Genomic DNA, 8504 nt, shown 5'->3' with positions numbered 1-8504 from the left:
GCCGCGGCCCGCCAGCGCATGCGCCGCGCCGAGGCCGGCGGCACCAGCGCCGATGATCGCGACGTCGACGGAGGAGGGGAGGGACATGGGTGGGCTCTAGCACGTTCGCTGGAGGGCCACCACAAACGAGCTGTCATCACCCGCCTTGTGCGCAATTGCGCACTGGAGTGGGTGATCCAGAGACGGTCTCGTAGGGTGGGCAAAGGCGCCTTTGCGCCGTGCCCACCATCTCTGGTCAATCGCGATAGAAGTGGTGGGCACGCTGTCGCTTTGCCCACCCTACGGCACTGCGGCGGGCAGTGGCCCTTACGCCACTGCTTCCTTGGCCTTCTCCGCGCGCTTGCGCTCGTTCGGGTCGAGGTGCTTTTTGCGCAGGCGGATCGACTTCGGCGTGACCTCGACGAGCTCGTCGTCCTCGATATAGGCGAGCGCCTTTTCCAAAGTCATGCGGATCGGCGGGGTCAGGCGCACGGCTTCGTCCTTGGAGGTCGTGCGGATGTTGGTGAGCTGCTTGCCCTTGAGCACGTTGATCTCGAGGTCGTTGTCGCGGGTGTGCTCGCCGACGATCATGCCCTTGTAGACCTTCCAGCCCGGCTCGATCATCATCGGGCCGCGGTCCTCCAGCTTGAACATGGCGTAGGCCACCGCTTCGCCCTGGTCATTGGAGATCAAGACGCCGTTGCGGCGACCCTGGATCTCGCCCTTGTACGGCGCATAGCCGTGGAACAGGCGGTTCATGATCGCGGTGCCGCGGGTGTCGGTGAGCAGTTCGCCCTGGTAGCCAATCAGGCCGCGGGTCGGCGCGTAGAAGACCAGGCGCTGGCGGTTGCCGCCCGAGGGCTTCATCTCGATCAGCTCGGACTTGCGTTCGCTCATCTTCTGCACGACGACGCCGGAGTGCTCCTCGTCGACGTCGATCACGACTTCCTCGATCGGCTCCATGGTGGCGCCGGTTGCTTCGTCCTTCTGGTAGACGACGCGGGGACGCGACACCGAGAGCTCAAATCCTTCGCGGCGCATGGTCTCGATCAGGATCGCGAGCTGCAATTCGCCGCGGCCCGACACTTCCATCGCGTCCTTGTCGGAAGCTTCGACCACGCGCAGCGCGACATTGCCTTCGGCCTCGCGCAGCAGACGGTCGCGGATCATGCGGCTCGTCACCTTGTCGCCTTCGGTGCCGGCGAGCGGGGAGTTGTTGACGATAAAGGACATCGACACGGTCGGCGGGTCGATCGGCTGTGCCGGCAGCGGCACTTCGACGGTCGGATCGCAGAAGGTGTCGGCAACGGTGCCCTTGGTCAGGCCCGCGATGGCGACGATGTCGCCGGCTTCGGCTTCATCGAGCGGCGTGCGCTCGAGACCGCGAAATGCCAGGATCTTGGTGATGCGGCCGGACTCGACCAGCTTGCCCTCGGCGTTGAGCACCTTGACCTGCTGGTTCGGCTTGAGCACGCCGGACGAGATACGGCCTGTGATGATGCGGCCGAGATAGGGATTGGCCTCCAGGATGGTGCCGATCATCCTGAACGGACCTTCCTCGACCTTCGGCGCCGAGACGTGGTTCAGGATCAGGTCGAACAGCGGCTCCATGCCCTTGTCCTTCGGGCCTTCAGGGCTTTCGGCCATCCAGCCCTGCTTCGCCGACCCGTACAGGATCGGAAAGTCGAGCTGCTCCTCGCTCGCGTCGAGCGCCGCGAACAGGTCGAACACCTCGTTGATGACTTCGGTCGGGCGCGCGTCGGGGCGATCGACCTTGTTGATGACGACGATCGGCTTGAGGCCGACCTTGAGTGCCTTGGAGACCACGAACTTGGTTTGCGGCAGCGGACCTTCGGCGGCGTCGACCAGCACCAGCGCGCCGTCGACCATGTTCAGGATGCGCTCGACCTCACCGCCGAAATCGGCGTGGCCGGGGGTGTCGACGATGTTGACGCGGGTGTCCTTCCACTGCACCGAGGCCGCCTTGGCCAGGATGGTGATGCCGCGCTCACGCTCCAGATCGTTGGAGTCCATGGCGCGATCGGTCACCTTTTGGTTTTCGCGGAACGTGCCGGACTGCTGGAGGAGCTTGTCGACCAGGGTCGTCTTGCCGTGGTCGACGTGGGCGATGATGGCGACGTTGCGGAGGTTCATGAGTGAGCTTCTTTGCGTTCGAACAATGGGTTAAGCGCGATCTCGCCGGTCGGACCGGGACCTCTTCTCGAAACAACGCTGGAAGACTGGAAACGGGCGCTCGCCGCCCAAAAAGGGAAACCCGGCCATCTTGACCGGGCACCCTACGCGTTGCGGCGCAATATATGCAAAAACCGCCAAAAAACAATGTGTTCTTTGGCCGTTGGTTGATTGAATTTTGTCCGGAGATTCCCGGGGTTTAGGCTTGCGTTCCAGGATGGGCGGGGGCCTTCCGCCCCTTGATGGCCGCCCAGATCAGGGCGACCCCGCCTATTCCCACCACCAGGCCCAGAAAGACCAGTGGTGCGAGGTCGGAGGCGATCCGGCCATCCTCGACCACCGACATTCCGCCGAAGATCAGCGCACAGGCACCCGGCAGCAGCATGAGGATGCCGAAGATCGCCATGAGCGCGGTCAGGCAGCCGCTGCGCATTTCCGTCGGGGCAGGAGGCGGACCCGGGGGTGCCGGTGGCGGTGTGTCGCTGATGCTCATGCCTGCAAGGCTCCTTCCCTCGCCTGCGCGGCCAGCGCGGTGCGGATGCCGTTGATCTCACCGTTCCGGTAGAACAGATTGTAGGTGTCGAACGGAATGATCGCGCCCTGCTCCGTCACGAAATGGATGCAGCTGCGCTTGACGTTGCCGACGCAGAAATTGAAGCGATCGAGAAACTGCACGATGGTGACGCGGAACACGTTCTCGTAGGAGAGTCCCTGCGGCACCTCGAAACTCGGCAGGCAGCACAGCAATTCGCAGACGCGCTCGCTGGTGTTGAGCGGCCCCGACGACAGCGAAAACAGGTCGACGAATTTCTCCCGCAGAATCGGATGTTTCTCCGGGCTGATCGTATTGGGCATTACCGCGACCAGCTGCTCCTGCGGGATCAGCGAAGTCAGCGGCAGCACCTTCTCGCCATTGCGCAAGCCGTAGCCGATCGAGATGCTTTCCGGGTTGCAGGGCAGCGGGATCATGTCCTTGTCGCCGAATACGCCGGTCTCGATCACGCGCTTGCGGATCTCCGACAGCATGATGCGGTCGGTATTCTTGTCGAAGTTCTCGTTGCGACCGGCGTCCTGCACCGGCTGCAGCGTGACGCCGCGCACGCATTTCCAGGTGAGCGCGTGGCGGACGATATTGCCGATCTCGGCATCGTTGACGCCGCGCTTGATGGTCGCGACGAGCGTGGTCGACACGCCGTAATGTTCGAGATTCTCCAGCGCCTGCTGGCGAATCTTGCGCAAATCCGCGCCGCGCAGGTTGAACAGCGCATCGCGCTGCAGCGAATCGAACTGGAGATAGACCTCCAGCCCGCGCTTGTTCTCGGCCAGCCGCGCCACGAAATCCTTTTCGCGGGCGATGCGCAGGCCGTTGGTGTTGATCATGACGTGGCGGATCGGGCGGGCACGCACCGCGTCCAGGATCTCGAAGAAATCCGGATGCAGCGTCGGCTCGCCGCCGGAAATCTGCACCAGATCAGGCTCGCCCTCGCTTGCGACCAGCGCGTCCAGCATCTTCTCGACCGTTGCGAGCGGGGTGAATTTCGTTCGTGTTGGCGAGGATTCGGCGAAGCAGACCGGGCAGGTGAGATTGCAGTGCTCGGTAATCTCGATCAGGGCCAGACAGGAATGCTGCTCGTGGTCGGAACAGAGGCCGCAATCATAGGGACAGCCGAATTCCGTGCGCTGCTGGAATTGCAGCGGCCGGTCGCCGGGCTTGATGAAATCCTTGCACAGACGCCAATAGGCGGCATCCGTCGACACCAGCGTCGACTGGACGCCGTGCTCCCTGCAGCGCTTTTCGTACCAGACCTCGTTGTCTTGGATCTGGATCTTGGTCGGCACCAGCTTCAGGCAGGTCTCGCAGAGGGATTGGGTCTGGCCCCAGAAGATATAGGGACGCGACTTACGCAACGGCGCGTTCATGCACAGGTCTCGCTTTGGGGGCCGTCGCCAGCATGAATGCGGCGTAGAGCAGGATGGACAGCGACAGCAGGTGAAACAGGGTGAGAGGGCCGATCAGCGGGCCGTAGGGCTTGAGGAATTCCCACAGAAAGCGTTGCGCTCCGTAATAGGCGAGCACCAGGTAGAAACCATTGGTGATCACAAAGGCGTTCCGGTTCAAGACCGCCAGCACATAGGCAAGCGCGAATACGGCCATGGCGGCGCTCTCATAGAGCTGCACGGGATGACGCAGGACGCCGTCACCGAAATCATGGCCGAGGGGCAGCGCCGTCGGCGTACCATAGGTGAAATCGTCAAGGCCCGCGAAGTAGCAGCCGAGCCGGCCGATCGCGATGCCGAGCGCCAGCGGCAGCGCAAACCGCGCGCCGGTTCGGACCGTGATCCCCGCGGACCATTTGTAGAGCTCGATCGCCACGATGCCGCCAGCCAGGGCGCCCTCCACCGAGCGCGCAATGCCGCTCTGTCCCGACAGCCACAGATTGGCGGAGCCGAACAGATAGGCTCCGAGCCCCGCGCCGAACACCAGCGCGGCGATGTAGGGCCGCTCGAAGGATTGCGCCGGAAACTGCAGGCGCTGTCGCGACAGCCAGTAGACGGCGGCGGCCGCCGCCAGCCACGCCAGGATGTCGAAGATGGTGTGAAGAACAGCCCCGCTCATGCGGGGAGAGTATAGCACGGTACGACCGGAAAAGCGCCGCGCATGACTGTGCCCTCTCCCCGTGCGGGAGAGGGCAGCTCCGCTATTTGCCACAAGCTCATTGGGGTGAGGGGTCCCTCGCACCTAGGCGAGTTCGCGGATAGAACCCCTCATCCGACGCGCGCAGTGCGCGCGCCACCTTCTCCCACAGGGGAGAAGGAAGAACGGCTCGCTACCCGGCCTCGCGCTCATCGGTCGGATAGACGCCGCGCAGCACCTCCTCGAAGTGCATTTTCACCGCGTCGTTGCACAGGCAGGCGCGAAGCCTCAGGCCGTCGCGGCTGCGAACCAGGATCGATCCGCGCCTGGTGTCGAGAATTCGTTCTGCCTTGAACGACTGAAGCACGCGGCTGGCATAGCTGCGGCCAACGCCAAGCAGCGTCGCAAGCTGTTCGTGCGTCAGGGGCACGCTGTTCTCGTCGCCGGTCCGCTCCATCGCCGCCAGGATCCATTTGGCGGTCCGCTGCTCGATCGAATGGATCGCGTTGCAGGCGGTCGACTGGAAGATCTGCGCCAGCATGCAATCGGCATAGCGGGCGAAGATGTTGCGCAACGATGCCGAGCGCAGCTTGGCCGCTTCCAGCTTGGCGACATGAACGCGCGCAAACGGCCCGCCGAATTTCACGCAGATCCGGGTATAGGCCGGCAGGAATCCCTCACTGACGATGCCGCCCACCGCGCCCTCGCGGCCGACCAGGATGGTTTCGACGTCGCGGCCGTCCTCGTTGGGGACGAGAAAGGTCGCGAGCGAGGGACCACAGGGGAAGTGGACGACCTGAACGTCGTCGCCGGGATTGTAGAGCAGCTGGCTGGCCGGGCAGTCCTCGACGGAGACGTGGGGCGCAAGCAACGCGTAATCCGCCGCGTTCAGGCGCCGTAACAGATTGTTAGCCGGCCGGCTGTCGACCTCGGTTGTAGTGCCGATACGCGCATCCATCGTGAAACCCCCGTCCTCCTCTCACAATACCGAGTTCCGTCCATATCCTGTGTGCACAAGTGGACAGACTGAATAACTGTGATGTGGTGGGTTTCGTTCCGGGAACCCCCCGATGCGCTGGGCGCAGGTATCGTGGCGCGGCTGTCCCTGATCAGAAAACCCCCCTTCAAGATGCGATCATGGCACCTGCATTTCCCGATGGCTCATCCTGTCCTGCCGACGTCCTGGTCGTGGAGGACGATCCGATCATTGCGATTGATTTCGAGGACCGCCTGCTCGGATTTGGCGTGAGCCAAGTGCGGACCGCCGGGTCGGTGATGCAGGCGCTGGACGTGATCGACAAGCGCGCCCCCGATTTCGCACTGCTCGACGTCGAGCTGACCCGCGAGACCAGCTTTGCGGTCGCCGAGCGGCTGGTCGCGATGAAGATCCCGTTCGTGTTCGTCACCGGCTACGGCGCCGAGGCACGCATCCCGGCCGAATTCTCCGGACTGCCACGCTTGCAGAAGCCGTGTTCGAGCGACGCGTTGGAGGCGGCGTTGCGCACACGCGCCTGACGGCTATGTGCCGGAGCGGATACAGAGTTCGGCGAGGTCGTTCTCGACGCCCTTGAAGAAAGTGTGCGGAAGCGGCGGCGGTGGCGATGGAATCTTCTTGATCGCCGCGGCTTGCGCAGCTCCCGCCTCCTCCGACAATTGCAGGAAACGTTTCAGCGCCTTCGACCGACTCTTGCCGGCGAATTCGTCCAGCTTCTCCTCCGTGGTGTCGATTGGATTGAGACGGAGCAGAGCCTCGTTGCCGGTGGCAGGCGCAGACACCGCTCCGAGCTTCACGCGGCTGATCAAATTGTAGCGGTCGAAATGCTCGAAGATCAGATCCAGGATCTTGGCCTGGCGCATCGGCTCTTCCATCGCCAGATAACGCTTCACATCCGCATTGCCCTTCAGGCTTTCCAGCTCGGCCGCGCCGGCGAACGGGTTGTCCGCGGTTTGCCGGTCGATGCGCGCGAATGCATTTTCCAGCATGCGCGTGCCCCATGTGATGACGATATCGCGGCCGCGCGGCTCGAGCTGGTCGGTAACTAGCCCCTTGTCCATCAGGCATACGGGATCGGCGCTTGCGCGGAGCGACTTGCCGAGCTCGGTGGTCAGGGCCTTGCCGTAGGGCGATGCAAACGCCTCGCGCACCAGCGTGGCCTCGTCCTTGGTTTGCTTTTGGGGCTGCGCCCATGCGGGCGAGGCCGTGCTCAGCAGGAGGACGATGACGATGGTTCGGCGACGGAACAGCACGGCTTCAGCTCAAAAATGGTCCGGATCAGGCCCGTGAAAATGCACGGGCCTGCAATGGTCGTTCGGGCCGGCCGGATGGTTCACGGCCATCCGGCTGCGAGCTGGGTGTCACGCAAGCTTCGGATCGAGCATCGTCGACCACAGCGCGACGTCGGCGCGGTCGCGTAAGGTCACCGTCATCTGGCCCGAGGCGCCGTCGATCTTGACATGACCGAAGAACTGCATGCCGGCGGACGGCGGCAGGTTCTGGCTGTCCTGGCCCGGCGCCTTGACGAAGCGCACCTCGGGTCCAAAGGTGTTGTCGAGCGCATTGGGGCCGAACGTGCCTGCATGCAGCGGGCCCGAGACGAATTCCCAGAACGGTTCGAACTCCTGGAATTGCGCCTTGTTCGGATCGTAATAATGCGCGGCGGCGTAGTGCACGTCGGCGGTCAGCCACACCGTGTTGCTGATCGGCGCCATCTTGATGAAACGCAGGATGTCGGCGATCTCGAACTCGCGGCCGCGAACCGGTCCGTCTCCTTGCGCGATTGCTTCCGAGCCGCCCTTCGACGTGTCCGACACGACGAGACCGAGCGGCATGTCGGAAGCGATCACCTTCCAGGTCGCGCGCGAATTGAGCAGGCCGCGCTTGAGCCAGGCGATCTGGTCCGGGCCGAGGAAATAGCTGGCGGGGCCGTAAGCGGTTTCGACATTGGGACCGTTCGGACCGCGATAGCTGCGCTCGTCGAGCACGAACACGTCGAGATGCGGGCCGTAGGAGATCTGGCGATAGACCCGGCCGGGCTCGTTGATGCTCTCGCGCAGCGGATACATCTCGTGAAAGGCGCGCGCGCCGCGCGCGGCGAGCAGCGCGATGTTGCGCTCCTTGTAGGCGGCCGGCAACTCCTTCGACAGCGACCAGTTGTTGGTCACTTCGTGGTCGTCCCATTGCACGAAGATCGGCACTTCGGCATTGAAGGCGCGGAGATTGTCGTCGGTGAGATTGTATTTGTGCGCGGCGCGGTACTCGTCCAGCGTTTCGGCGACCTTGGCCTTCTCGGGGATGGTGAGGTTCTTCCAGATCTTGCCGTCGGTGAGCTTCACCTCGGATGCAATCGGGCCGTCGGCATAGATGGTGTCGCCGGAATGCAGGAAGAAGTCCGGCCGGTGCTTTCGCATCGCCGAGAAGGTGAACATGCCGCCGTCATCGGGATTGATGCCCCAGCCCTGGCCGGCGACGTCACCGCCCCAGACGAAGCTGACATCGCGGCGGTCGGCCGGCGCGGTGCGGAAACGGCCGACGACCGCCTCGCCCTCGACCGCGCTGTGCGAGAGATCACGGAAGCGGACGCGGTAAAAGATGTCCTGGCCGCCCGGCAAGTCCTCGATCAGCATCTTTGCGGTGAAGTCGCTCTCGGGCAGCGCGGCGATCGGCGGCAGCGCACGGGCATTCCGGAACGTGTCAGTC

Annotated in this window: 8 protein-coding genes; 1 reads left to right on the top strand and 7 read right to left on the bottom strand. The window is 63.8% G+C overall.

Features of this window, described 5'->3' with window-relative positions; translation table 11 throughout:
* Nucleotides 1–306 precede the first annotated feature (306 nt).
* From typA to MOV74_RS24065, 5 genes are all read right to left on the bottom strand, one after another.
* Complete coding sequence (gene typA / locus MOV74_RS24085; RefSeq protein ID WP_246928137.1) at nt 307–2133, bottom strand: translational GTPase TypA; 1827 nt, start codon at nt 2131–2133, stop codon at nt 307–309.
* Between the two features lie 238 nt (nt 2134–2371).
* Nucleotides 2372–2665 (bottom strand): hypothetical protein, encoded by a 294-nt coding sequence (locus tag MOV74_RS24080; protein ID WP_246928134.1) that lies wholly within the window; start codon nt 2663–2665, stop codon nt 2372–2374.
* Complete coding sequence (locus MOV74_RS24075) at nt 2662–4092, bottom strand: radical SAM protein (protein ID WP_246928131.1); 1431 nt, start codon at nt 4090–4092, stop codon at nt 2662–2664. Before MOV74_RS24075 ends, MOV74_RS24080 begins: the two co-directional genes overlap by 4 nt.
* The gene (locus MOV74_RS24070) at nt 4073–4789 is read right to left on the bottom strand and encodes a prolipoprotein diacylglyceryl transferase family protein (RefSeq protein ID WP_246928129.1); all 717 of its coding nucleotides are present in this window, start codon (nt 4787–4789) and stop codon (nt 4073–4075) included. The genes MOV74_RS24075 and MOV74_RS24070 overlap by 20 nt, the downstream gene beginning before the upstream one ends.
* A 211-nt stretch (nt 4790–5000) precedes the next feature.
* Nucleotides 5001–5765, bottom strand: coding sequence for a Crp/Fnr family transcriptional regulator (locus MOV74_RS24065; protein ID WP_246928120.1), 765 nt, complete (start codon nt 5763–5765; stop codon nt 5001–5003).
* Nucleotides 5766–5944: 179 nt separating this feature from the next.
* On the opposite strand from MOV74_RS24065, the gene MOV74_RS24060 reads away from it, so the two are divergent.
* Nucleotides 5945–6322 carry a response regulator gene (locus MOV74_RS24060; RefSeq protein ID WP_246928117.1) on the top strand — a complete coding sequence of 126 codons (378 nt, stop codon included), beginning with the start codon at nt 5945–5947 and terminating at the stop codon, nt 6320–6322.
* Nucleotides 6323–6325: 3 nt separating this feature from the next.
* Here the strand turns inward: MOV74_RS24060 and MOV74_RS24055 are convergent, their stop codons facing one another.
* The gene (locus tag MOV74_RS24055) at nt 6326–7054 is read right to left on the bottom strand and encodes a hypothetical protein (RefSeq protein ID WP_246928114.1); all 729 of its coding nucleotides are present in this window, start codon (nt 7052–7054) and stop codon (nt 6326–6328) included.
* Between the two features lie 108 nt (nt 7055–7162).
* On the bottom strand, nt 7163–8504 hold a 1342-nt coding region (locus MOV74_RS24050; RefSeq protein WP_246928113.1), incomplete at its 5' end, for an alkaline phosphatase.

The organism is Bradyrhizobium sp. SHOUNA76 (genome assembly GCF_023006445.1).
GTDB lineage: Bacteria > Pseudomonadota > Alphaproteobacteria > Rhizobiales > Xanthobacteraceae > Bradyrhizobium.
Note: the sequence above shows the minus strand (reverse complement) of the source record. Positions and strands in the feature narration are given on the sequence as shown.

What these genes read in the sequence shown, in the direction of transcription:
- typA (WP_246928137.1), bottom strand. Translation starts at nt 2,133, where the DNA reads ATGAACCTCCGCAACGTCGCCATCATCGCCCACGTCGACCACGGCAAG.
- MOV74_RS24080 (WP_246928134.1), bottom strand. Translation starts at nt 2,665, where the DNA reads ATGAGCATCAGCGACACACCGCCACCGGCACCCCCGGGTCCGCCTCCT.
- MOV74_RS24070 (WP_246928129.1), bottom strand. Translation starts at nt 4,789, where the DNA reads ATGAGCGGGGCTGTTCTTCACACCATCTTCGACATCCTGGCGTGGCTG.
- MOV74_RS24060 (WP_246928117.1), top strand. Translation starts at nt 5,945, where the DNA reads ATGGCACCTGCATTTCCCGATGGCTCATCCTGTCCTGCCGACGTCCTG.
- MOV74_RS24065 (WP_246928120.1), bottom strand. Translation starts at nt 5,765, where the DNA reads ATGGATGCGCGTATCGGCACTACAACCGAGGTCGACAGCCGGCCGGCT.
- MOV74_RS24075 (WP_246928131.1), bottom strand. Translation starts at nt 4,092, where the DNA reads ATGAACGCGCCGTTGCGTAAGTCGCGTCCCTATATCTTCTGGGGCCAG.